This window comes from Streptomyces gilvus, assembly GCF_022513565.1.
Classification (GTDB): domain Bacteria; phylum Actinomycetota; class Actinomycetes; order Streptomycetales; family Streptomycetaceae; genus Streptomyces; species Streptomyces gilvus.
Window position 1 is genome coordinate 267,318 of the sequence record NZ_JAKWBE010000004.1, and the last position, 22,051, is coordinate 289,368.

Below are 22,051 nucleotides of genomic sequence, written 5' to 3' on the forward strand. Positions count from 1 at the left end.
CCGTTCGTGTAGGAGGTGAGAGAACAGCTACGACGCCCAGGAGGCCGTCATGACGTACTACCTGCTCAGCGTGGTCACCCCGACCGACGGCACGCCGCCCGGGCCCGACGAGATGGCGCAGATCATGCGCAACGTCGAGGCTTTCAACCAGGAACTGCGCGACGCCGGCGCCTGGGTCTTCGCCGGTGGCCTGCACAGCCCGGACACGGCGACCGTGCTGCGCCCCAAGGGCGCCGACATTCTGGTCAGCGACGGTCCCTACGCCGAGGGGAAGGAGTACCTCGGCGGACTGAGCCTGATCCGGGCCCACGACCTGGACGCGGCCCTGGAGTGGGGCCGGAAGGCGGTCCGCGCCATCGGCCTGCCGGTCGAGGTCCGCCCCTTCGTGGACAGCCACTAGTGGCCGACGCAGTCGACGTCGAGGCCGTCTTCCGTTCCGAGTACGGTCGCGCGGTCTCCGTCCTCGTCCGTTTCCTCGGCGACATCGACCTCGCCGAGGAAGCGGTGCAGGACGCCTTCGCCACGGCCGTGCAGCGCTGGCCGGAGACCGGCGTGCCGCCGAGCCCGGCCGGCTGGATCATCACCACCGCCCGCAACCGCGCGATCGACCGGCTGCGCAGGGAGGCCAAGCGGGACGAGCGACAGGCCGAGGCCACCCTGCTCAACACGCCCGACGCACCGGCCGAGGAGGGCCCCGTGCGCGACGACCGGCTCCGCCTGATCTTCACCTGCTGCCACCCAGCCCTCGCGACCCCGGCGCAGGTCGCCCTCACCCTGCGCCTGCTCGGCGGCCTCACCACACCCCAGATCGCCCGCGCCTTCCTGGTGCCAGAACCGACCATGGCTCAACGCCTGGTCCGCGCCAAGGCCAAGATCCGCGACGCCCGGATCCCGTACCGCCTACCCCGCGACGCCGACCTCCCGGACCGGCTGCAGGGCGTCCTGGCCGTCGTCTACCTGATCTTCAACCAGGGCTACGAGGGCACACCCGAGCTGACGTCGGAGGCGCTGCGCCTCGGCCGGCTGCTCACCGACCTGATGCCGGACGAGCCCGAGGCCGTCGGCCTGCTCGCGCTGATGCTCCTCGTCGACTCCCGCCGGGACGCCCGCCAGGACGAGCACGGCGAACTGGTGCCGCTGCCCGAACAGGACCGCGCCCGCTGGAACCGGGAGCTGATCGCCGAGGGGCAGTCCCTCGTACGCCGCTGCCTGCGCCGCAACCAGCCCGGCCCGTACCAGATCCAGGCCGCCATCCAGGCCGTCCACAGCGACGCGGCCACCGCGGAGGCCACCGACTGGGGGCAGATCCTCAGCCTGTACGACCAGTTGACGGCCTTCACCCCGAGCCCGGTCGTGGCGCTGAACCGGGCGGTCGCGGTGGCCGAGACCGAGGGACCGCGCCGGGCGCTGGACCTGGTCGACGCCCTGGACCTCGACGGGTACCACGTCTTCCACGCGGTCCGCGCCGACCTGCTGCGCCGGCTGGGCCGCGACACCGAGGCGGTGCGGGCGTACGAGACGGCCGTCGAGCGGGCCGAGAGCCCGGCGGAGCGCGCCTTCCTGGAACGGCGTCGGCGGGAACTCCTGCGGACGTGACGGGAGGGCGCCGTTCGCGGGCGGAATTTATTTTGGTGTATGAAAGGTTGGCATATACACCCGAGCCCGAATCTGATGGTGGCGACGCGGAGCGTCGCCGCGTCTGCTCCGGCGGAGCCGGAGCTGGCGCATTCGTCGGTACGCGGCGAACCTCGCGGGCGGCGAGGACGAGAAGACGGCGCGCGCGGCGGCGGACCGCACCATCGCCGCCTACACCGGAGCCGGTGAGCCCGACGAGCGCTGACACGGGCTAGGACCTGTGGCCCGGACTGTCTTCCATGGGTATGTTCGTCCCGATATATGGCGATAGTGGGAGCGGCCACCGCGGGTGGCGCCGACATCGGGAGGACCCATCACCGGAACGACGTCGGAGGGCCGCTCCCGGGCCGCGGCGCGCAGTCAGCCTCCGGAAGCCGATCTGCTGCGGACCATGCTGGGCCGGCCGGAGTACCGCAAGGCCCTGGTGTTCTGCGGGCTGATCGGTGTTCCGGTGGCCCTGATCGCGTTCTGGTTCCTGGTGGCCCTGCGCCAGCTGGAAGAGCTGCTCTGGACGACCTGGCCCAAGGACCTGGGCTGGAAACAGGCGCCCTGGTGGTGGGCGCTCCCGCTGCTGACGGTGGCCGGCCTCGTCGTCGGCCTGGTGGTCGCCCGATTTCCCGGCCGTGGCGGACACCTTCCCGCCGGGGGCCTGCACGCCGGAGGCGTCTCCAGCAAGGCGCTGCCGGGTGTCCTGATCGCCGCCCTGGTCGGTCTGCCCCTCGGCGTCGTGCTGGGACCCGAGGCGCCGCTGATCGCGATGGGCGGCGGACTGGCAGTGCTCTTCGCGAGCCTGGTCCGCGCGCCGCGGACCGAGGCGAGTACGGCGCTGCTGGGCGCGGCGGGGGCGGCGGCCGCCATCTCCGCGCTCTTCGGGAACCCGATCGTGGGAGCGGTGCTGCTGATGGAGGTCGCCGGGGTGGGCGGGCCGCAGCTGTTCGCGGTGATGCTGCCGGCCCTGCTGGCCAGCGGGGTGGGAGACCTGATCTTCACCGGCTTCGTCCACTGGACCGGCCTCGACACAGGGAGCCTGAACATCGGCCTGCCCAAGCCGCCGCCACTCGACTGGGGTGACGTGCTCTGGGTGCTGGTGCTGGCGCCCGCCCTGGCGTTCCTCGTCCACTGGACCTTCGTGGGCGGGCGGCTCGCGGCCCGTTTCGTGGCGACCCGGACGGTGCGGAACACGACCCTCTGCGCGCTCGGCGCCGGGGTCAGCGTCACCCTCTACGCACTTGCCACGGGACGCTCACCGGCCGAGGCGGCCCTGTCCGGGGAGGCCACGCTGGCCCGGCTGGCACAGGACCCGCACGCCTGGCCGGTGGGCGCGCTCATCGCCGTCCTGGCCTTCAAGGGCCTGGCGTACGCGCTGTGTCTGGGCAGCATGCGCGGTGGCCCCGTGTTTCCCGCGCTGTTCCTGGGCGGGGCGGCCGGAGTCCTGTTGGCACCGCTGCCCGGACTGGGACTGGTCCCGGCGATGGCGGTCGGGATGGCGGCCTCGGTGACCGCGGCCCTGCGGCTGCCGGTGAGCGGCGTCGTCCTGGTCGTACTGCTGCTGGGCAACGTGGAGACCGTGGCCCTCGTCGTGCTGGCCGCCGTCGTGTCGTTCGTCGTCACCCAGACGCTGCCACAGGGCCCGAGCCTCCGGGCGGCCGACGGACAACCGGCCGAACAACCGGCCCACTGACGCCCTCTCGCCCCGGACCGTCGCTATGTGTCGTCGGGCGGCGCGTCCGGCAGCCCGGGCGTGCCCAGACGGCGGGCCGCCCACGGTTCGCGGGCGATGACGGCGCCGGCCGTGACGCACAGGGTCGCGACCACGCACAGCGTGATGAGCCAGGACAGCAGGGTGAAGACGGCGCCCAGCGAGCCGTACTTGTCCAGGCTGTGGTTGAGGGCCCGCGGCACGTACAGCGGCGCCAAGGAGGTGAGCACGCTCAGGGCCGCTCCGGTCAGCAGCGAGCCCGGCAGCAGCGGCAGCCACGGCACGCGCGCCACCAGCAGCAGATGCTGCGTCCACCACCAGATGGCGACGTCCGCGATCAGCAGCAGGGGCACGCCGAGCCACAGACCGAGGCCGAAGCCGTCGCGCAGGGTCCCCTGCACTCCGAACATCAGCAGCCAGGCCGCGAGCCAGACGACCCAGCGCCAGGCAGCCACCCGCGCACCCGCCTTGGGCAGGCTCCAGGCACGCTGGCACATCCGCTGCATGGCACGGCTGCACGCGGTGGCCGAGATGAGCACCATCAGCCCGCCGACCACACCGGTGGTCTGCCGGAGCTCGTCGGAGGGGTCACCAGTGCCTTGAACGGCCTTGTCGAGTTCGGCGTTCACGCTTCCCGTCAGTCCGAAGGCGTCGCGCACGGAGTGGACGAGCTGGTCACGCAGGGCCGGTGGGGCGACGGAGGCCACCACGAACAGCAGCGGGACGGCCGTGAGGAACGTCTGGGCGGCCAGCCGGGTCGCCGAGTCGAGCACGTTCACCGAGATCAGATGCGACAGCAGATGCGTGATCACCGGGAAGCGGGTCTCGGCCCGGGCCCGCAGACCCGTCAGGCGGGCCCGCGTCGAGGCGACGGATTCCCGCCGCGACGGGCGGTCCGGGCCGTTTCCTCCGGTCCCTGTCCCTGGCTGCATGCTGCCAGCGTGCCGCTCCTGTCACCGCTTGGCCCCGGCACGAGCACGACACGGGGCCGAACGGGTCAACGAAACGGCCTGAGCAGCGGGAAACGAGGGTCCCGGCTCACGCGATCGCGTGAGCCGCCCCGTCGTCGGCGAATGGTGAGCCGTGGGTCCAGCGGTGAGACTGAGGTCATGGGCGACAGCCGTTCCCCGTCCGGGCGGGCAGGAAGACGCGGGGGCCGCGATGGTGCTTGACCTGGTGTTCATCGGCCTCGCGATCGCCGTGTTCCCCCTGTCGGTGACCGCGTTCGTCCTGGTGCTGTCGGCTGATCGCGGTGTCTGGAAAGGCCTGGTCTTCATCCTGGCCTGGCTCGCCTGCTTCGTGGCCGTCCTGGCCGCCGTCCTGCTCACCACCGGCGGCGAACCGCCGGCTCCCAAGTCCCCGCCCTCCACCGCCTCCTCTTCCGTCAAGCTCGCCATCGGCTTGGGGCTCGTCGGGTACGGCTGGCACCGCCATCGGTCGCGGCACAGGAAGGACGAGCGGCACCGGCACCGGCACAAGTCGTCCGGCGGCGGGTTCATGACGCGGCTCGACCGGCTGTCCCTGTGGGGCGCGGCGGGGATGGCTCCGTTGCTCCAGCCCTGGGGGCTCGTGGCGGCCGGTGCGGCGACGGTGGTCAGCGCCGACCTGTCCCACGCATCGTCGTATCTGGCCCTGTTCGGGTACTGCCTGCTCGCCACGAGCAGTCTGCTGGCGATGGAGGTCTACACGACGTTCGCTCCGGACTCGGCCAGGGAGCGCCTCGGGAAGCTGCGCACCTGGATCGAGACCCATCAGGAGCAGGCGCTCGTGGCCGTGGCACTGGTGGCCGGGTTGTTCCTGGTGAGCAGGAGCATCAGTCAGCTGACGTCCTGACGTCCAGGAACTCGCGGACGGCGAAGGCGGCCAGCACGATCAGGGCGGTCCAGATCACCACCGCCGTGGTCGGATAGCTCCAGGTGAACAGGACGATCGCGGCCACCGCCAGGATCGCCGCTCCGATCCACTTCTTGAAGCGGTGCACGAACCGGCCCACCGGACCCAGCCGCAGCCCCGCCGAGACGGACGCGTCCCGCCCCGCGCCGATGCTCCTGCTGAAGAAGTGCCGGGTGAAGACGGCGGGGCGGGACGGGCCGATGAAGAACGCGCCGATGGCCGTGACCAGGGCCAGCGCCCCGACCGCCCGCACGCTGGAGCGCAGGAACCGCACCAGCGCGTCGTAGACGGCGCCCGCGGCACCGGAGTTGGTGCCCGGCGGCAGATGGTCCAGGTACACCGCGCGGAAGACGGTGAGCGTCACACCGAGCAGCACCATCGCGAGGAAGAACCCGATCGCGGCCCCGATCAGCGCCCGCCGGCGATGGGTTGCCACGAACACGCCGGCGGCGGCGACGAGCACCGCGATGATCGGCAGCCAGTCGCCGACGATCTGCAGCACTCGCAGATACGTCTTGACCTTGCCGACGTCCTTGCCCTGGACCACGACGAAGTCCGTGTGGACGGACGGGATGTGCGACGCGACGCCCAGTCCCGACGCGACCAGACGCTGCTTCACCTGGTCCACGATCGGCCCCACGTCGATGGCGACCGCGTTGTCCTTCAACTGGACGACACTGTCGCTGTTGCCCGTGAGCGCCTTGTTCACGGCGCTGTGCGCCCGACGGTTGGCGTTCTTCCAGGCGGTCGCGAAGGCGGGGCTGGAGACGACCCGCTGCACGGTGGTGCTCACCAGGGTCTTCAGACCGTTGGTGATGGGTCCGTCCAGGTTGCCGACCAGGGTCGCGACCCTCGGCGGCACGCCCTTCTGCGCGGCCGCGTCGCTCAGCTGCTTGACGAGACCGTCCACGTCCACCCGCTGCAGCACGGCGTCCGTGACCCGGTTGGTCACCGCCTGCTGCACGTCGGGGTTGGACGCGAGCGGCGCCATCGTGGCGACGTAGCGGTCGGTGTCCCGGATGATGCTGTTCGCCCAGACCGCGACCACCGCGAGCAGGGCCAGCAGGGACGCCAGAATGATCAGCAGGGTCGAACCGAGCGCCCGCAGCCGGTGCTTCGGCTCGCGCCGACCGCTCTCCAGCTCGCTGACCCGGCGCCGCAGTTCCTCCAGCTCACCGTCGTTCGGGCGGTCCGATGGGGGCGTGTCGCTGCTCGTCATGCCTCCGAGGAGATCCCGCACGAGCCGACCGGGCGAGCCGGGGTGGACCGGAGGAGTGACGCGGGCACGAGGTGCGCCGGTCCATGTCCGGTGATGGAATAGCCAGCAGGGGGAGTCCACGCCTGCCAGAGGTGACCACCATGAGCGAGCAGTTCGACGACATGGGACCCATCGACTACGTGGTGGTGGAGTTCCCCGGCAACCACATGACGGGCGAGGGCCTCCCGCTGCTGGTGGATCTGGTGGACCGGGGCATCATCCGCATCCTGGACCTGAGGTTCATCAGGAAGGACGAGGACGGCTCGGTGACCGCCCTGGAGATCGCCGACCTCACCGGTGACGGCCGTCTCGACCTCGCCGTCTTCGAAGGCGCCAGCTCCGACCTGCTGGGCCAGGACGATCTGGAAGAGGCGGCCGCGGCCGTCGAGCCGGGCAACTCGGCCGGTCTCATCGTCTACGAGAACCTGTGGGCGGCGCCCTTCGCGAGCGCCCTGCGACGCGGTGGCGCGCAGCTCGTCGCCTCCGGACGCCTGAACGTGCAGGCCGTCCTCGCGGCCCTCGAAGCAGCCGAGGCCGCGTCGTGAGCGGAGAGCCGCGGGGCCGGTGAACGCGCACGTCGTACGCACGGCCAGGATGCCGCCCCATACGGGTGATGATGCAATGGACATGGTGTCTTCCGTCGACTTCGGGTGAGAGGCGATCTCCATGCCAGGTCTACTTCGCGGAATCGCGCGTACCGCCGTGGTCGCGGGCACGGCGACCGCGGTCTCCAATCGGGTGTCACGCCGCCAGCAGGGTCGATGGGCGGAGCAGGCCCAGCAGCAGTCCGCCTACCAGGCGCCACCGCCCGCGCCCACCACATCCACCGCGGACGACATGACGAACAAGATCGACCAGCTCAAGCAGCTCGGCGACCTGAAGGCCCAAGGCGTCCTGACCGAGGCCGAGTTCGAGGAACAGAAGCGCCGCCTGCTCGCCTGACGGTCCACCACGACCCCCGAACCCCGGTGCCTGCGCACCGGGGTCCGTCCTCTGCGCGCGCTTTGCGGACAAGGCGCAGGGTTGACTGGTCTGCACCCTTGACTGGTACAGACCAAAGGAGCTGAGTGGGCCCCGCAACCCCCCACCGCGGCCGTGCCCCTCGCCTGGTGCGGCCGTGTTCCGCGCACGGACAACACCGAACTCGCCGACCGCGCCCAGTGGTTCTGCCGGCCTGCCGCCCGCAAGGAGCCCAACCTCCTTGCCGTGGACCGCTACGACCTGGGCGACCCCGCCTCGGCCGTCGACACCCACAACTCGTCCACGTATCCGTAAAACGAACGGCGGAACACAGGGGGTGTGCGAGACTCCGCCGATGACCTCCGAAACGATCACCGCGGACGCCGCGGGCACCTGGAAACTCGCCGACCTGACCGTCAACCGCATCGGCTTCGGAGCCATGCGGCTGACGGGCAGCGCCGCCTTCCACCTCGGCACGCCCAGCGACCGGGACCGCTCGATCGCCGTCCTGCGCCGGGCGATCGAGCTCGGCGTCAACCACATCGACACCGCCGCCTTCTACTTCTCCCAGCTACGCTCCGCCAACGAGATCATCAACAGCGCCCTGGCCCCGTACCCCGACGACCTCCTCATCGCCGTCAAGGTCGGCCCCTTCCGCGACTACCACGGCGAGTGGGGGACCTCCGCGCGGCCCGACCAGCTGCGCGGCCACGTCGAGGAGAACCTGCGCCAGCTCGGCCGCGACCACCTCGACCTGGTCTATCTGCGCCGTATGCGGCAGGAGTCCGTCGCCGAGCACTTCGGCGCCCTGGCCGAACTGCGCGAGGCGGGCCTCATCAGGCACCTGGGCCTGTCCGACGTCGAACCCCGGCACCTGGCCGAGGCGCAGGCAGTCGCGCCCGTGGTGAGCGTGCAGAACCGGTACGCGCTGGACGACCCGAACCCCGTCACCGACGAGGTCCTGCGCCTCTGTAGCGAGCAGGGCATCGCCTTCGTGCCGTTCTACGCCGTCGCCGGCAAGAGCGGTCCGCGCGCCGCCGCCGACGACCACGACGCCGCGGTACGCGCCGTCGCCGAGGCCCATGGCGCCAGTCCCGCGCAGGTCCGGCTCGCCTGGACCCTGCACCAGGGCCCGCAGGTCCTCGCCATTCCGGGCACGAGCAACCCCGACCACCTCGTCGAGAACGTCGCCGCGGGCGCGTTGCGGCTGACGGACGAGGAGGTACGACGGCTGGGCGCCCTGCGCGGACAGAGCGACTGACCGCCCGTCGCACCGGTACCCACCGGGTGCCTCCCGGCCCGTCGTGCGAAGGCGGGCCGGGACGGCCGGAGGGCCCCTTCGGCGCCGACTGGCGCTCCCGGGGTTTTACGTATAACCTCACCCGTCAACCGCTCACCCCGAAAGGCCCCGATGAGTCGCATCGCCCTGGTCACCCTCGTCGTCGACGACTATGACGAGGCGATCCGCTTCTACACCGAGGCCCTCGGATTCCGGCTCGTCGAGGACGCACCGCGCCCCGACGGCTCCCGGTGGGTCGTCGTCGCTCCCGGCGCCGACGCCCAGGGCGCCGGCCTGCTGCTCGCCCGCGCCAAGGGCGAGGCGCAGCGTGACCGGGTCGGCGACCAGACCGGCGGGCGCGTCGGCTTCTTCCTGCACACCGACGACTTCGCCCGCGACCACGCCCGGATGCTCGCCGCCGGTGTGACCTTCCTGGAGGAGCCGCGGCACGAGCCCTACGGCTCGGTCGCCGTCTTCCAGGACCTGTACGGAAACCGCTGGGACCTGCTCCAGCCCGCCGCGTAACCCCGTTCCCCCAGAACCGCCCGTCGTAGAAAGCACCCGCCATGACCGCTACGCGCGTAGACGCCGATGTGATCCGCCGCCTCCCCAAGGCCGTCCTGCACGACCACCTCGACGGTGGCCTGCGCCCCGCCACCGTGGTGGACCTCGCGGCCGCGGTCGGTCACACCCTGCCCACCACCGACCCCGACGAGCTGGCCGCCTGGTACTTCGAGGCCGCCAACTCCGGTGACCTGGTGCGTTACATAGCCACCTTCGAGCACACCCTGGCCGTCATGCAGACCCGCGAAGGCCTGCTGCGCGTCGCCGAGGAGTACGTGCTCGACCTGGCGGCCGACGGGGTCGTCTACGCGGAGGTGCGCTACGCGCCCGAGCTGAACACCCGGGGCGGGCTGGCCATGAGCGAGGTCGTGGAGACCGTCCAGGAGGGGCTCGCGGCCGGCATGGCGAAGGCCGCTGCCGCCGGTACCCCCGTCCGGGTGGGCACCCTGCTGTGCGGCATGCGGATGTTCGACCGGGTCCGCGAGGCGGCCGACCTGGCCGTCGCCTTCCGGGACGCCGGCGTCGTCGGCTTCGACATCGCCGGCGCCGAGGACGGCTTCCCGCCCGCCGACCATCTCGACGCCTTCGAACACCTGCGCCGCGAGAGCGTGCCCTTCACCATCCACGCCGGCGAGGCGCACGGACTGCCCAGCATCCACCAGGCCGTACAGGTGTGCGGCGCGCAGCGCATCGGTCACGGTGTGCGCCTCACCGAGGACATCGTCGACGGCAAGCTCGGCCGGCTCGCGGGCTGGGTGCGCGACCGCCGCATCGCCCTGGAGATGTGCCCGACCTCCAACCTGCAGACGGGTGCGGCCACCTCCATCGCCGAGCACCCGATCACGGCCATGAAGGACCTGGGCTTCCGGGTCACCCTCAGCACCGACAACCGTCTGGTGTCGGGCACGACGATGACCCGGGAGATGTCCCTGCTGGCGGAGGAGGCCGGCTGGACGGTCGAGGACCTGCGCACCGTCACGGTGAACGCCGTCAAGAGCGCGTTCATCCCGTTCGACGAGCGCAAGGCCCTCATCGAGGACGTCGTCCTGCCGGGCTACGAAGCCGCGCTCTGAAGCAGCCCGCGCACATAGGCGGCCTGTCCGACGTGCTGCAGATCGTCGGACAGGACGCTGACCAGGCGGACGCTTAGGGTGACGGGCGGCTCCCAGCGTTCGTCCACGACGCGGTCCAGGTCGCCGGAGACCAGGTCACCGAGGACCGTCAGGGTCTGCTCGTGAACGGCGTCGTAGTAGCCGGTCAGCAGCTCGCCGGAGTCGACGCGGACCTTGCCGACCCGCGTGGAGCTGTGCCCGTAGCCGGTGTCGTGGCGGGGCAGGTCCAGGCCGAAGCGCTTGAACCAGTCCTGGGTGAGCCAGACCTGCTCCAGCCCGAAGGCGTCGGCGACGTGGTCGTCCTGGACCCGGGTCAGATGCCAGACCAGCCAGCTGACGGAGTTGGCGTCGTGCGAGGGGCGGGCGTTGAGCTCGTCCGGGCCGAGGCCCTCGACAACGGAGTGGACTTCTTCCCGGATGCGGCTGTAGCCGTCGATGAGGATGTCCTTTGCATGCATGACTCCACCATCGCGCATCACACGCCGTCCTGTGTCGCCTGTTCCAGAAGCGCCATCAGTGCCCGCGCCGCCGGACTGGTCGCCTGGGCGGGCGGCAGCAGGGCCACCGTCTCGTAGACCGTTTCGCCCGTGCCTTTCACGGGCAGCGCGGTCAGCGCCTCCCGCTTGTGCCGGAAGTGCCGGGGCACGACGGCCACGCCGAGGTTCTCGTCCACCAGGTCCAGCAGGCTGTGCACGTCGTTGACCTCCAGTGCCACCGTGCGCCGTACACCCGCCGCAGTGAAGGCCGCGTCGGTGGTGCGGCGCGGGCCCCAGTCGGGCTGGAAGTCGACGAACACCTCACAGCCCAGATCGTCCGGGGTCACCGCCACGCCGTCCCTCGCCAGCCGGTGGCTGGGATGGCACAGCACGGTCATCGGCTCGGCCGTCAGCGACACCGAGCGCAGCTGGTCGGTGTCCGCCTGGGTGCGGTAGGCGAAGGCGAGGTCCAGCCGGCCCGCCGCGACCTCGTCGGCGAGCTCCACCGAGCCCGCCTGCCGCAGCCGGATCTCCACGTCCGGATGCCGGTGCCGGAACGCCGCCAGCAGCCGCGCCACATCCACGCCCGCGATGCACTGCTCGGTCCCCACCGACAGCGTGCCCCGCAGCACCCCCTGCACGGCCGCCACCGCCTCGTGCGCCGCCCGCACCTGCGCCAGGATCCGCTCCGCCTCGCCCAGCAGCGCCCGCCCCGCCTCGGTGAGCGTCACCCTGCGGGTGGTGCGCACGAACAGCGGTGTCTGCAACTCCCGCTCCAGCGCCCGGATCGAGGCCGACAGCCCCGACTGCGAGACCATCAGCCGTTCGGCGGCCCGGGTGAAATGCTGGTCCTCGGCGACCGCGACGAAGTGCTGGAGATGGCGGAGTTCCATGATTGTGCAGCCTATCTGCTGAGTTCCATCGCATTCTCCTGTTGGACCACTGCCCCCAGGTCGCGAAAGATGGGGTACCGGTTTCCGGAACCGTGAAAGCCCTGTGCCAACCCCTCTGGAGTCGCGTTGTACACCGCACACCCCGACCGCTACGCGGACCTGCCCTACCGGCGCACCGGACGCAGCGGCCTCAAGCTCCCCGCGATCTCGCTCGGCCTGTGGCACAACTTCGGTCCCGACCGCCCGGTCGAGACCCAGCGGGCCATCCTGCGCCGCGCCTTCGACCTCGGCGTCACCCACTTCGACCTCGCCAACAACTACGGCCCGCCGCCCGGCGCCGCCGAGCTGGCCTTCGGCGAGGCCCTCAAGGACGACTTCGCGCGCTACCGCGACGAGCTGGTGATCTCCACCAAGGCCGGCTATCTCATGTGGCCCGGCCCGTACGGCGAGTGGGGCTCCCGCAAGTACCTGCTGTCTTCGCTGGACCAGAGCCTCGCGCGGATGGGCCTGGAGTACGTCGACATTTTCTACTCGCACCGCCCCGACCCGGAGACTCCCCTGGAGGAGACGATGGGCGCCCTGCACTCCGCCGTCCAGCAGGGCAAGGCGCTCTACGTCGGCATCTCCAACTACTCGGCCGAGCAGACCCGGGAGGCCGCCCGCATCCTGGGCGAGCTGGGCACCCCGCTGCTGATCCACCAGCCGCGCTACTCGATGCTCGACCGCCGCCCCGAGGACGGCGGTCTGCTGGACGCGCTCGACGAGCTGCAGGTCGGCTCCATCGTCTTCTCCCCGCTGGAGCAGGGCCTGCTGTCCTCCCGCTACCTCGAGGGCATCCCGGAGGACTCACGGGCCGCCTCCGACAGCCCCTTCCTGCAATCGGACGCGGTCACCGAGGACCTGGTGGCCAAGCTGCGCGCCCTCGACGAGATCGCCAAGGGCCGCGGACAGACCCTGGCCCAGCTGGCCCTCGCCTGGGTGCTGCGCGGCGGCCGGGTGGCCTCCGCGCTGGTCGGCGCGAGCAGCCCGCAGCAGATCGAGGACAGCGTCGCGGCCACCCGCAACCTGGACTTCGACGCCGACGAACTGGCCCGCATCGACGCGATCGTCACCCCGTAAGACGCGCCGACTCCCGGAGGCGGCCGCCGCCCGCGGCTCGACGGCGCCCGGCAGCACGCCGGGCGCCCGCTCGCTCCCGTACCAGGCGGCCGTCGCTCGTCCGCGGCGCCGTCGTGGCTGGTCGCGCAGTTCCCCGCGCCCCTTCGGGGCGCTCCCCTGCAGCCGCTCCTCCAGGCGTACCGTCACCGTGTGGCCCCCGTCTTGCGACGGACTTCGGCCAGACCGGAGAGGTCCAGCCACCCTCGGCGGGGCTCTTGCGCAGGACGGCGGTGGGAAACTCATCGCCCGGGCCGCGCGCTCACGCCCCGGCCGGCACCCGGTCCAGGAAGCCCAGCACGGTGCGGATGCGGCCGTCCTCGTCCAGCGTGACCACGTCGAACCCGGCCACCGGCGCCGAGCCGTCGGTCTCATGGACCAGCTCCCAGGAGAAACGCGCCGTGTCGTGGTGGCCGTCGATCCGGCCGGCCGGGCGGAACGCGAACCCGGGGAACTGCTCATGGGCCGCGGCGATCAGGGCGGCGATCTGCTCGTGACCGGTGACGTCGGCCAGGGGGTCGGTGTAGGAACCGTCCGGGGTCCACGCGGCGGCGACCGCCTTCGCCAGCTCCTCCGGCTCGCCCGCGTTCCAGGCCTCGAAGTAGCGGGCGACGGCGTTCTCGTAACGGTCGGTGTTCGCGGACATGGCGATCAGCCTCCACAGAGGTAGTCGTTGCTGGTCAGAGCCCGGATCACGGTCTCGGTGACCCGGTACGACCACCCTGCCCGGCGCGGGGCGGTGAGTCGATTACCCCTCGGGTAATGAACTCGCCCGCGCATTTCGGCCAACTGCGCCTGTGAATATGCCAGGAGACTGGCCGGAAAACCATGGTGACACTGTTTCAGTAGTGAACATACTCAACAGTTGAGGGACTTCACGGCGAGCGAAGACGCCGTCACGTACCGCACATGAGTCGCACGGAAAGCGAGGAAAGGCCGAGAGGCGAACGAGCAGCGGGGGAATGACCATGCACGACGAGTTCTTATGCCACGTCACCGCGTACGGGGTCTGCGCCGGGCAGCGTATCGGCGTACCCCTGGGGACCTACCGTGCCCCCACCCTCGCCCTCGCGCTGTGGTGGCTGCGCGACCGCGCCACCTGGATCGCCGACCGTCTCGACCCGCAGCCCGAGGCCGAGCACTTCCCGCCCGCCTCGCTGGTCCCGGTCGCCGAGACCGTGCCGGACGTGCCGACCGCGCTGCGCTGGTGGTGCGGTGACCTCTCCCAACAGGAGCTGGTCGCCGACGAGTTGGCCGCCGGGAGACTGGTGCGGGTCGCCATCTGCGACGAGACCACCGAGTACGAGCTGCTCGCCGAGTCCGTCGACGCGCTGCGCATGCAGCGGGTCGTCCCGGCGCTGGTGATGCCCGTCGGCTGAGGTCCGGGGGCGCTTCCGGCGCCAGGCGCACATGTGGACGTATCGGTAGTATTTTCCGCATGGCAGAGCGGCCGGTCGCTCCGACAGCGCCTGAACTCGTGCTGGAGACCGAGACGGGCTCCACGGTGATGAGCCCGAGCCACGACTACCACGTGGGCCGCGACCCGTTGAGCGACATCGTCCTCGACGACGCGCGGGTCTCGTGGCATCACGCGGTGCTGCGGCCCGAGGACGGTCACTGGCTGGTCGAGGACGAGAACAGCACCAACGGCACCTTCGCCGACGGCCGCCGCGTCCACGAGTGGGGTGTGGGCCCCGGCAGCGTCATCCGCTTCGGCAACCCCTCCGACGGCCCCCGCGCCGTCCTGCTGGACTGCCCGCCCCCAGTCGTCGAACGTCCCTCCGCGGTGTCGATGCCGGGCCTGACCGGCACCTTCCGGCAGCCCACCACCGTACGGCCGCTGCCCACGCGGACCCTGCGCATCGGCCGCGCCGCCGACAACGACCTGGTCGTCGACGACCTCAGCGTCTCCCGCCGGCACGCCGAACTGCGCGCCCTGCCCGACGGCAGCTACGAGATCGCCGACCTCGGCAGCCACAACGGCACGTACCTCAACGGCACGCCCGTCACCGTCGCCCCGATCGGCCCCGGCGACATCGTCGGCATCGGCCACTCGGCGTTCAGCCTCGTCGGCGACACCCTGCAGGAGTACGTCGACACCGGCGAGGTCTCCCTCGACGTGCAGGACCTAGCGGTCGCCGTCGACCGGGGCCGCAAGACGCTGCTGGACCACGTCTCCTTCCCGGTGGGGGAGAAGTGCCTGCTCGCGGTCGTCGGCCCGAGCGGCGCCGGAAAATCGACGCTGCTCAACGCGCTCACCGGGCAGCGGCCCGCCGACCACGGCACCGTCCTCTACGACGGCCGCGACCTCTACCGCGACTACGCCGAGCTGCGCCAGCGCATCGGCCTGGTCCCGCAGGACGACATCCTGCACGCCCAGCTCACCGTCCGCAGCGCCCTGTCCTACGCGGCCGAACTGCGCTTCCCGCAGGACACCGCGAAGGCGGAGCGCCGGGCCCGCGTCGACGAGGTCATCCGTGAGCTGGGCCTGGAGCAGCGCGCCCGCCAGCCCGTGCACAGCCTCTCCGGCGGCCAGCGCAAACGCGTCAGCGTCGCCCTGGAGCTGCTGACCAAGCCCTCCCTGCTCTTCCTCGACGAGCCGACCTCCGGTCTGGACCCCGGCATGGACCGCTCGGTGATGCACATGCTGCGCGGCCTCGCCGACGACGGACGCACGGTCATCGTCGTCACCCACAGCGTCCTCAGCCTCGACGTGTGCGACCGCCTCCTGGTCCTCGCACCCGGCGGCAAGGTCGCCTACTACGGCCCGCCCGAGGACGCCCTCGCCTTCTTCGGCTTCGAACAGTGGCCGGAGGCCTTCGAGGCCTTCGAACGGGACGCCGACCGCGACTGGGCGGGTGACTTCCGCCTCTCGCCCTTCCACCGGCGCTACGTCACCGAGGCCACCGCCCAGCCCCGGGTGCCCCGCTCCGGCCCGGTCGTCATCGCCCCGCCCGCCCGGCCCCGCAGCCGGGGCGCCCAGCTCGGCACCCTGGTGCGCCGCTACACCGCCGCGCTCAGCGCCGACCGCACCTTCCTCGCCATCATGATCGCCCTGCCGTTCGTGATGGGCGCCATGGCCCGCGCCCTGGCCGGCAGCAAACTCACCCACGACACGGCGATGAACGCCCTGCTCATCCTGTGCGTCGGCGGAGTCCTCACCGGGGCGGCCAACGCCGTGCGCGAACTGGTCAAGGAGCGCACCATCTACCAGCGTGAACGCGCCGTGGGCCTGTCCAGATCGGCGTACCTGACGTCCAAGGTCGTCGTCCTCGGCACGGTCACCGTGCTGCAGGCCGTCGTGCTGACCCTGGTCGCCCTGCTCGGCGTCGATCTCAACGCGCCCGGCGGGAAAGGCGTGTTGATGCCGCCCCTGGTCGAAATCACCGTCGCGGTCGCCCTGCTGGCGTTCACGGCGATGATGCTCGGCCTGCTGGTCTCCGCGCTGGTGCGCAAGGAGGAGGTGACGATGCCGCTGCTGGTGCTGCTCGCCATCGTCCAGGTCGTCTTCTGCGGCGCCCTGTTGAAGCTGCACGGCGTACCGGGCCTGGAACAGCTGTCCTGGCTGGTGCCCTCACGCTGGGCGCTCGGCGCGATGGCCGGCACGATCGGGCTGTCCCGGATCGTGCCGGGCGAACTGACCGCCGACCCGCTGTTCCGGCACTCGACCGGGGTGTGGCTGCTGAACATCGCCATGCTGGTCGTGCTGTCCGCCGTCTTCTGGTTCGCGGTGTCCCGGCTGCTGCGCCGGCACGAACCGGCCGTGATGCGGAAGTAGGGCCGCGATGACCACGCCCGGATTCCGGCCCACCCACGTCGTCCCCCAGCACGGCATGCCCGCCTGGGAGGCCCCCGATCCCGCCCGCGCCACGTTCCCCCTCGACGCGCTGCTCCCCGTGCAGGTCATCGAGCGGCGCGGCGACTGGTCGCACGTCCTGTGCGCCAACGGCTGGTCGGCCTGGGTGGACGGCCGCCTGTTGGTCGCCGTACCCCAGGACCCGCCGGCCGCCGGGGATCCCCAGGCCCGCACCGCCGACCCACGCCCCCTGCTCGCCCGCGCCGAACAGGCCCTGGCCCGCTACCGCTCCGCGGTCGAGGACCTGGCCGGCGGCATGGACGGGGAGTCCTTCCGCGGCCGTACGCGCGGGCTGCGCATCGGGGTGGTCGTGGACGGCGAGTCCGTGTGGCTGTACGACACCGAGCAGGGCCGGTGGGTGTACGGCGACGGAGCGCGTCTGGCCACGTACGCCACCGACGACGGACCCGGCGCGGCCGGGGCGGACGCCGGGCACGCCCCCACCCAGGTCGTGACGCCCGATGGCCCGTGACACCAGCCTGTTCTCGGGCCGCCCCTCCGAGCTGGTCGGCACCAAGGTCGCCGACTACCGCATCGAGCGCGAGATCGGACGCGGCGGCATGGCCGTCGTCTACCGCGCCCGTGACCTGCGCCTGGACCGCACGGTCGCGCTCAAGCTGCTCGCCCCCGAACTCGCCCGCAACGACACCTTCCGGCTCCGCTTCACCCACGAGTCCCGGGCGGCCGCCGCCATCGACCACCCGCACATCGTGCCGATCTACGAGGCGGGCGAGACGGACGGCGTCCTGTACATCGCGATGCGCTACGTCGAGGGCAGCGACCTGCGGCACGTCCTGGACCGCAGCGGCCCGCTGGCCCCCTCGGTCGCGGTCCGCATCGCCGCGCAGGTCGCCTCCGCGCTGGACGCGGCCCATGAACACGGGCTCGTCCACCGGGACGTGAAGCCCGGCAACATCCTGGTGGCCCGCGGCACCGACAGCGACCACCCGGAGCACAGCTACCTCACCGACTTCGGTCTGACGAAGAAGTCGCTGTCCCTGACCGGCTTCACGACCGTCGGCCAGTTCGTCGGCACCCTCGACTACGTGGCACCCGAGCAGATCTCCGGCCGCCCGGTCGACGCACGCTGCGACGTCTACGGCTTCGCCTGTGTCGTCTACGAGTCCCTCGCGGGCCACCCGCCCTTCCGCCGCGACGACGACATGGCCCTGCTGTGGGCCCACCAGTACGACCAGCCACCCCCGCTGACGGAGTCCCGCCCCGACCTCCACCCACAGGTCGACCCGGTCTTCACCAAGGCCCTCGCCAAGCCGCCGGACGAACGCCACGCCTCCTGCCTCGCCTTCGTGTCCGATCTGCGCGCCTCCCTGACCGGAGGCCCGGACACCGGCCACCCGGCCACGGTGGTGGACCTGCGCACGGCCGGCCCGGGGCAGGAGCGCCCGCCGGCGCCCCCACGCTGGGCCGACCCGGTGTTCGGGCGCCCGGGCCCGGGTTAGGCTCAAGCGTGATCGTTACCGACGAGGGGGGTCCGACGATGAACGGAAGCGTGACGGCGGTCAGCAGCAACGGGGTGTACTCCTTCACCAAGCCGAACCGGGACAGCATCACGCTGCTCGCCGGGCTGGGGGTGGAGGGGGACGTGCATGCCGGGGTGACGGTGAAGCACCGGTCCAGGGTCGCGCAGGACCCCACCCAGCCGAACCTGCGCCAGGTGCACCTCATCCACGAGGAGCTCTTCGCCGAGGTCGGCGGGGCCGGGTTCACGGTGGCGCCCGGCGAGCTCGGCGAGAACATCACCACGCGCGGCATCGACCTGCTCGGCCTGCCGGTCGGCACCCTGCTGCGCGTCGGCGACCGTGCCGTCCTGGAGGTCACCGGTCTGCGCAACCCGTGTCTGCAGATCGACAACTTCCAGGACGGGCTGCTCAAGCAGGTCGTCGGCAGGGACGAGGTCGGCAAGGTCGTACGCAAGGCCGGGATCATGACCGTCGTGCGGGAGGGGGGCGTGGTGCGCCCCGAGGACAGGATCGAGGCGGAACTCCCCAGCGGCCCGCACCGGCCCCTGGACAGGGTCTGACGGCTCCTCGGTTCACACCGGTGCGGCGGGGCCCCTCCGCCGTACCGGCCTTGCCAGCAGCGCGCCCAGGAACCCGGTCACCAGCCCCCACAGCACCGCCAGCCCCAGAGCGCTCCACACCTGGGGCGTGAGGAACACGTTTCCGCCCAGACGCCCGCCCAGGTCGCCGATGCCCAGCACCGACAGGCCGTAGTGCGCGGAGATCCGGCCGAACAGGCAGATCATCCAGACCGTGAGCGCGAGGGCGACGGCCATGTGCAGGGCATGCTGCCAGGCGCGCGTTCGGGACGGAGAGCGGGCCGCCATCACGAAGGCGGCGGCCAGCAGCAGCACCGCGTCCACGACGACCAGCCACCACACCCGGCTGTCGTAGTCGGAGAGGGTGCTCAGGTTGAGCGTGGAGACGTCCTTGGTGCGCAGTACCTCGTCGAGGACGTGCGGCATGGGCAGCCCGAACGGCCCCTGCACCCTGCCGTGCCAGGTCGCGCCGAGGCCGAGGGTGAGGGTGAGCCAGGCCAGGTTCGGCATGCCCAGCAGGATCACCGCGAGGGTCTCCACGGCGTGCCCGCGGGTCGCCGCGGTCACCAGGCCGATGACGACGCCGAGAGCGACGTACACGAGGAGCAGGACGACCATCGCGTACGCGGCCGGACGCACCGACTCCTGGAAGCGCAGCAACCGCCCGGGCAGCGGCGCCCCGCGGGAGACCAGCAGGGCCAGCACCAGGACGCCCGCCAGCCACAGCAGGCCGAAGAGAAGGGTCTGCGGTACGTCCGCCTTGAAACCGACCTTCGGCGAGACGTCGAACAGGTCACCGATGTCGCTGAGCGTGCCGTTGCCGAGGGAGAGGGCGAAGGTCTGGCGGGCGCCGAGGGCCAGTCCGAGCAGGGCGAGCAGCCACAGGACCGCGATCCGGGCGGCCCATCCGGCCAGTTCCGGGGCTCCGGTGACCGCGCGGTGCCGCAGCGGGCGCAGGAAGCCGGCGGCGAGCACGAGCGCACCGGTCAGCGTGACGGACAGCGGGACCACGGTCAGCCCGGCCGAGGAGGAGGCGAGCCCGCCCGCGTCCCCGGACAGCTCGATCGTGCCGCCGACGGCCGTGACCAGCGTCGCCGCCACCAGCCGGGGAAACGCGCCCTGGGGAAGATCCGTCGCTCCGGCCGCCCACAATCCCAGGGAGGCCACGACGCCCATGGCGATCAGCGTGGCCAGCACCGCGGCCAGGGCCTGCACCCAGCCATGACGGGCCACGGTCTGCTCGGGGGCGGTTCGCGGGCTCACGCCTGCCACGCTAAGCAGCGGCCGCGCGCCCCGCCCGCCGGGAGGGCCGTCCGCGTCGGCTTGCGGGCCGCACACGACAGGTGCAGACAATAGGGGTGTACGTCATTCCAGCGGCTCAACTCGGGGCAAGCCGCAGGAAAACTCGCAGGACCCAACGTCGGGAAGAAGAGCTCGTGAGCGTCGAACCGCCGTCTTCCGGCCGCCCCACCGGACCGCCCTCGGGCCCGCTGTCCGGTCCCTCCCAGCCGCCGTCCGGCCCGCCCTCCGAGCCGCCTCCCGGCGGCAGCGGCGGTGGCGCGCCCGCGCCGGAACCCCACCGCCCGTGGTGGCGGTCGGCACCGCGCGTCGCCCTGCTGACCACCGCGGTCGTCGCGGTCGTGGCCCTGGCGCTCGTGTTCACCCATGCGGGCGGGGGCGGCGGCAAGAAGAGCGGCGAGGTCTTCCTGCAGGCGGCGGACAAGAGCGGCCCCGACGCGTTCACCCCGTCCACCGCCAAGGACAGCACCACCGCCCCCGTCTCACCCTCCCCGGCCGGCGCCGCGACCCAGTCCAACGCGGTGCAGGGAGTGGACGGCGGCGCCCCCGGCCTCTACGGCGGCACCCGCGACGTCTCCAGCTGCGACGTGGAACAGCAGATCACGTACCTCCAGGCGACCCCGGCGAAGACCCAGGCCTTCGCCGGCGTCGAGGGCATCGCGCCCTCCCAGGTCCCCGCCTACCTGCGTTCGCTCACCCCGGTGCAGCTGCGCATGGACACCCGCGTCACCAACCACGGCTACCGCAACGGCACCGCCACCAGCTACCAGGCCGTCCTCCAGGCGGGCACCGCCGTCATGGTCGACGGCCACGGGGTTCCCCGCGTCCGCTGCGCCTGCGGCAACCCGCTCACCCCGCCCGTCGCCCAGCAGGGCACGGTCCGGCAGACCGGCGACGCCTGGCCGTCGTACCGCCCCTCGAACACCGTCGTGGTCACGCCCGCACCTCAGATCATCAACATCTTCGTGATCTACGACCCCCACGACGATGCCTGGATCGGCCGGCACCGCGGAGACACCGGTCACCACGACCGGCCGGTCAAGCCGCCGGTGCGGCCCTCGCCGTCGGTGAGCGTCACCACGCCCCCGCCCTCGTCGCCGTGCGTCTCCTCGCCGGGTCCGAATCCGAGCACGTCGTCCCCGTGCCCGCCCAGCTCGAGCGCCCCGTCCTCCCCGTCCTCCTCGTCGCCGAGTTCCGAGTCGCCGTCGTCCGTGCCGCCCACGACCGCGCCGCCGCCCTCGGACTCCTCGTCGCTCGAACCGCCGGCGGCCTCGAGTTCACTGAGTTCCCTGTCGCCGGCGGGTACGACACCGGCGCTCTGAGTGGAAGCGGACACATCGGGCCGCGGCGGGGACTGCGCGGCGCGGCTCGGGGTACGAGCACTGGTGCAGCAGCGTCCGGCCGGTCCGGCTTCCGAGAGAGAAACGCATGAACGACCATGTGGGCGGAGCAGTGGTGGCAACTGGTTTCGATGTACCGGTCGAACCCCTCCGACGGGCGGCCCACTACACCGGTGAACCGGGGTGCATCGCCGAGGCCAGGGCCTTCGCCGCGCACTTCGTGGGCCGGCTGAGAACGGAGTGGTGCGCTCGGATCGGGTCACGCGCCGAGCAGGACGTCCTCCTCGTGGTGAGCGAGCTGGTCACCAACGCCGACCGGCACAGCAACGGCCCCTACATCCTGGAGCTGGAGGGCACGGACACCTTGGTGACGGTGTGCGTGTGCGACAGCAGCGCGGCCCTGCCGCGCCGTTTCCCGCGCGACCCCGAGCGGATCGGCCGGCACGGCCTGGAGATAGTCCACGTGCTCGCCAAGGGGATCACCGTCGAGCGGGTGCCGGTGGGCAAGCGCGTGTCGGCCGTGGTGGCGCTGAGCGCCGAATGAGTGCGTCGGCCGGCCGCTGCGGGCGATCG

General features: G+C 71.8%; 23 protein-coding genes and 1 pseudogene. 18 read left to right on the forward strand and 6 right to left on the reverse strand.

The window, feature by feature from the left end; all coding sequences use genetic code 11:
* Nucleotides 1-49: 49 nt before the first annotated feature.
* From MKW14_RS09615 to MKW14_RS09625, 3 genes are all read left to right on the forward strand, one after another.
* Entirely contained in the window at nucleotides 50-400 is a 351-nt protein-coding gene (locus MKW14_RS09615; RefSeq protein WP_240861081.1) for a YciI family protein, read from the forward strand.
* Entirely contained in the window at nucleotides 400-1,596 is a 1,197-nt protein-coding gene (locus tag MKW14_RS09620) for an RNA polymerase sigma factor (protein WP_240861083.1), read from the forward strand. The genes MKW14_RS09615 and MKW14_RS09620 overlap by 1 nt, the downstream gene beginning before the upstream one ends.
* 430 nt (nucleotides 1,597-2,026) lie before the next feature.
* Complete coding sequence (locus MKW14_RS09625) at nucleotides 2,027-3,316, forward strand: chloride channel protein (RefSeq protein WP_240861085.1); 1,290 nt, start codon at nucleotides 2,027-2,029, stop codon at nucleotides 3,314-3,316.
* Nucleotides 3,317-3,339: 23 nt separating this feature from the next.
* On the opposite strand, the gene MKW14_RS09630 is transcribed toward MKW14_RS09625, so the two are convergent.
* Complete coding sequence (locus MKW14_RS09630; RefSeq protein WP_240861087.1) at nucleotides 3,340-4,266, reverse strand: YhjD/YihY/BrkB family envelope integrity protein; 927 nt, start codon at nucleotides 4,264-4,266, stop codon at nucleotides 3,340-3,342.
* A 229-nt stretch (nucleotides 4,267-4,495) separates the two neighbouring features.
* Here MKW14_RS09630 and MKW14_RS09635 point away from each other — a divergent pair, with 229 nt between their 5' ends.
* A complete protein-coding gene (locus MKW14_RS09635; protein WP_240861089.1) occupies nucleotides 4,496-5,167 on the forward strand; it encodes a GAP family protein in 672 nt (223 codons plus the stop codon).
* Here MKW14_RS09635 and MKW14_RS09640 read toward each other — a convergent pair.
* On the reverse strand, nucleotides 5,148-6,446 hold the full coding sequence (locus MKW14_RS09640; RefSeq protein WP_240861090.1) for a hypothetical protein: 1,299 nt from the start codon (nucleotides 6,444-6,446) through the stop codon (nucleotides 5,148-5,150). The two genes, MKW14_RS09635 and MKW14_RS09640, sit on opposite strands and share 20 nt — an antisense overlap.
* Nucleotides 6,447-6,586: 140 nt before the next feature.
* On the opposite strand from MKW14_RS09640, the gene MKW14_RS09645 reads away from it, so the two are divergent.
* The 6 genes and pseudogenes from MKW14_RS09645 to MKW14_RS09670 all read left to right on the forward strand — a co-directional run bounded on the left by MKW14_RS09645 (nucleotide 6,587) and on the right by MKW14_RS09670 (nucleotide 10,361).
* Complete coding sequence (locus tag MKW14_RS09645) at nucleotides 6,587-7,030, forward strand: DUF6325 family protein (protein WP_240861092.1); 444 nt, start codon at nucleotides 6,587-6,589, stop codon at nucleotides 7,028-7,030.
* Nucleotides 7,031-7,151: 121 nt separating this feature from the next.
* On the forward strand, nucleotides 7,152-7,427 hold the full coding sequence (locus MKW14_RS09650; protein ID WP_240861094.1) for an SHOCT domain-containing protein: 276 nt from the start codon (nucleotides 7,152-7,154) through the stop codon (nucleotides 7,425-7,427).
* A gap of 186 nt (nucleotides 7,428-7,613) precedes the next feature.
* Nucleotides 7,614-7,760 (forward strand): annotated as a pseudogene (locus MKW14_RS09655) (phospholipase); the annotation flags it as partial.
* A gap of 40 nt (nucleotides 7,761-7,800) precedes the next feature.
* The gene (locus MKW14_RS09660; protein ID WP_240861096.1) at nucleotides 7,801-8,706 is read left to right on the forward strand and encodes an aldo/keto reductase; all 906 of its coding nucleotides are present in this window, start codon (nucleotides 7,801-7,803) and stop codon (nucleotides 8,704-8,706) included.
* 150 nt (nucleotides 8,707-8,856) lie between these two features.
* A complete protein-coding gene (locus MKW14_RS09665) occupies nucleotides 8,857-9,249 on the forward strand; it encodes a VOC family protein (RefSeq protein ID WP_240861097.1) in 393 nt (130 codons plus the stop codon).
* Nucleotides 9,250-9,290: 41 nt separating this feature from the next.
* Nucleotides 9,291-10,361: an adenosine deaminase gene (locus MKW14_RS09670; RefSeq protein ID WP_240861099.1), complete on the forward strand. Its 1,071-nt coding sequence runs from the start codon at nucleotides 9,291-9,293 to the stop codon at nucleotides 10,359-10,361.
* On the opposite strand, the gene MKW14_RS09675 is transcribed toward MKW14_RS09670, so the two are convergent.
* The gene (locus MKW14_RS09675) at nucleotides 10,343-10,858 is read right to left on the reverse strand and encodes a mycothiol transferase (protein ID WP_240861101.1); all 516 of its coding nucleotides are present in this window, start codon (nucleotides 10,856-10,858) and stop codon (nucleotides 10,343-10,345) included. The genes MKW14_RS09670 and MKW14_RS09675 overlap by 19 nt on opposite strands.
* A 17-nt stretch (nucleotides 10,859-10,875) precedes the next feature.
* Nucleotides 10,876-11,769 (reverse strand): LysR family transcriptional regulator, encoded by an 894-nt coding sequence (locus MKW14_RS09680; RefSeq protein ID WP_240861102.1) that lies wholly within the window; start codon nucleotides 11,767-11,769, stop codon nucleotides 10,876-10,878.
* Nucleotides 11,770-11,895: 126 nt separating this feature from the next.
* Between MKW14_RS09680 and mgrA the strand changes: the two genes are divergently transcribed.
* Nucleotides 11,896-12,888: an L-glyceraldehyde 3-phosphate reductase gene (gene mgrA, locus MKW14_RS09685; protein ID WP_240861104.1), complete on the forward strand. Its 993-nt coding sequence runs from the start codon at nucleotides 11,896-11,898 to the stop codon at nucleotides 12,886-12,888.
* A 298-nt stretch (nucleotides 12,889-13,186) separates the two neighbouring features.
* On the opposite strand, the gene MKW14_RS09690 is transcribed toward mgrA, so the two are convergent.
* Nucleotides 13,187-13,570 (reverse strand): nuclear transport factor 2 family protein, encoded by a 384-nt coding sequence (locus MKW14_RS09690; protein ID WP_240861106.1) that lies wholly within the window; start codon nucleotides 13,568-13,570, stop codon nucleotides 13,187-13,189.
* Between the two features lie 322 nt (nucleotides 13,571-13,892).
* Here MKW14_RS09690 and MKW14_RS09695 point away from each other — a divergent pair, with 322 nt between their 5' ends.
* The 5 genes from MKW14_RS09695 to MKW14_RS09715 are packed head-to-tail and all read left to right on the forward strand — an operon-like array spanning nucleotide 13,893 to nucleotide 18,821.
* Nucleotides 13,893-14,303, forward strand: a complete 411-nt coding sequence (locus MKW14_RS09695) for a hypothetical protein (RefSeq protein WP_240861300.1) — start codon at nucleotides 13,893-13,895, stop codon at nucleotides 14,301-14,303.
* Between the two features lie 59 nt (nucleotides 14,304-14,362).
* Complete coding sequence (locus tag MKW14_RS09700; protein WP_240861109.1) at nucleotides 14,363-16,702, forward strand: FHA domain-containing protein; 2,340 nt, start codon at nucleotides 14,363-14,365, stop codon at nucleotides 16,700-16,702.
* 7 nt (nucleotides 16,703-16,709) lie between these two features.
* On the forward strand, nucleotides 16,710-17,252 hold the full coding sequence (locus tag MKW14_RS09705) for an SH3 domain-containing protein (protein WP_240861111.1): 543 nt from the start codon (nucleotides 16,710-16,712) through the stop codon (nucleotides 17,250-17,252).
* The gene (locus tag MKW14_RS09710; RefSeq protein ID WP_240861112.1) at nucleotides 17,242-18,240 is read left to right on the forward strand and encodes a serine/threonine-protein kinase; all 999 of its coding nucleotides are present in this window, start codon (nucleotides 17,242-17,244) and stop codon (nucleotides 18,238-18,240) included. The genes MKW14_RS09705 and MKW14_RS09710 overlap by 11 nt, the downstream gene beginning before the upstream one ends.
* Before the next feature lie 38 nt (nucleotides 18,241-18,278).
* The gene (locus MKW14_RS09715) at nucleotides 18,279-18,821 is read left to right on the forward strand and encodes an MOSC domain-containing protein (RefSeq protein WP_240861114.1); all 543 of its coding nucleotides are present in this window, start codon (nucleotides 18,279-18,281) and stop codon (nucleotides 18,819-18,821) included.
* Nucleotides 18,822-18,833: 12 nt separating this feature from the next.
* Here the strand turns inward: MKW14_RS09715 and MKW14_RS09720 are convergent, their stop codons facing one another.
* A complete protein-coding gene (locus tag MKW14_RS09720; protein WP_240861117.1) occupies nucleotides 18,834-20,102 on the reverse strand; it encodes a streptophobe family protein in 1,269 nt (422 codons plus the stop codon).
* A 173-nt stretch (nucleotides 20,103-20,275) separates the two neighbouring features.
* On the opposite strand from MKW14_RS09720, the gene MKW14_RS09725 reads away from it, so the two are divergent.
* A complete protein-coding gene (locus MKW14_RS09725; protein WP_240861119.1) occupies nucleotides 20,276-21,460 on the forward strand; it encodes a DUF6777 domain-containing protein in 1,185 nt (394 codons plus the stop codon).
* 106 nt (nucleotides 21,461-21,566) lie between these two features.
* On the forward strand, nucleotides 21,567-22,022 hold the full coding sequence (locus tag MKW14_RS09730; RefSeq protein ID WP_240861122.1) for an ATP-binding protein: 456 nt from the start codon (nucleotides 21,567-21,569) through the stop codon (nucleotides 22,020-22,022).
* The last annotated feature ends 29 nt before the right edge of the window (nucleotides 22,023-22,051 follow it).